This window comes from Cellulomonas sp. IC4_254 (genome assembly GCF_011603975.1).
Lineage (GTDB): Bacteria > Actinomycetota > Actinomycetes > Actinomycetales > Cellulomonadaceae > Cellulomonas.
Genome location: NZ_JAANNB010000394.1, coordinates 1 through 786 on the forward strand (window position 1 = coordinate 1; position 786 = coordinate 786).

Genomic DNA, 786 nt, shown 5'->3' on the forward strand with positions numbered 1-786 from the left:
GGCATGACCGCGGGCGGGGGGTACACCGGCGACGTCCGGCCCGGCGGGGCGCCGGCCGTGCGCGTGCTCGACGACGTCGTGCTGCGCACGCTCTCGGTGGGGCCGATGGACAACGCGGCGTACGTGCTCGCGTGCCGGCGCACCGGCGCGCGGCTGCTGGTCGACGCGGCCGCGGAGCCGGAGCGGCTGCTGGACCTGGTGCGCGGCGGGGCCGACCCCGCGGCGGCGGACGGCGTGCCGGACGGTCCCCTGGCGCTCGTCGTGACCACCCACCGGCACCGCGACCACCTCGGGGCCCTCGCCGCCGTGCTCGACGCCACCGGGGCGCCGCACGCCGCCGGGGCCGCGGACGCCGCCGCGGTGGCCGAGGCCGCCGGCACCGCCGCACCGCGTCCCCTGGCGCACGGTGACGTCCTGGAGGTGGGGGCGCTGCGGCTCGAGGTCGTCGCCCTGCGCGGGCACACCCCGGGCGCGGTCGCGCTCGCCTACCGGGAGCCCGACGACGCGCACGCCCCCGGGGCCGTCCCGGGGCGGGTGCACCTGCTCACCGGCGACTCGCTGTTCCCCGGCGGGCCGGGACGCACCGCCGACGCCGCCGCCTTCGCCTCGCTCATGGCGGACCTCGAGGAGCGGGTGTTCGGGCGGTTCCGCGACGACACCTGGGTGTACCCGGGGCACGGCCGGGACACCACGCTCGGGGCCGAGCGCCCGCACCTCGCCGCGTGGCGCGCACGGGGCTGGTGAGGCGCCCGCCGGTGGGGCCGGCGCGGCCAGGGCCCGGCGGGC

1 protein-coding gene is annotated in these 786 nt (G+C 81.6%); it reads left to right on the forward strand.

Annotation, left to right across the window (positions count from 1 at the left end):
* The first annotated feature begins 3 nt into the window (after nt 1-3).
* Nucleotides 4-744 (forward strand): MBL fold metallo-hydrolase, encoded by a 741-nt coding sequence (locus G6556_RS18980; RefSeq protein ID WP_166944732.1) that lies wholly within the window; start codon nt 4-6, stop codon nt 742-744.
* Nucleotides 745-786 lie beyond the last annotated feature (42 nt).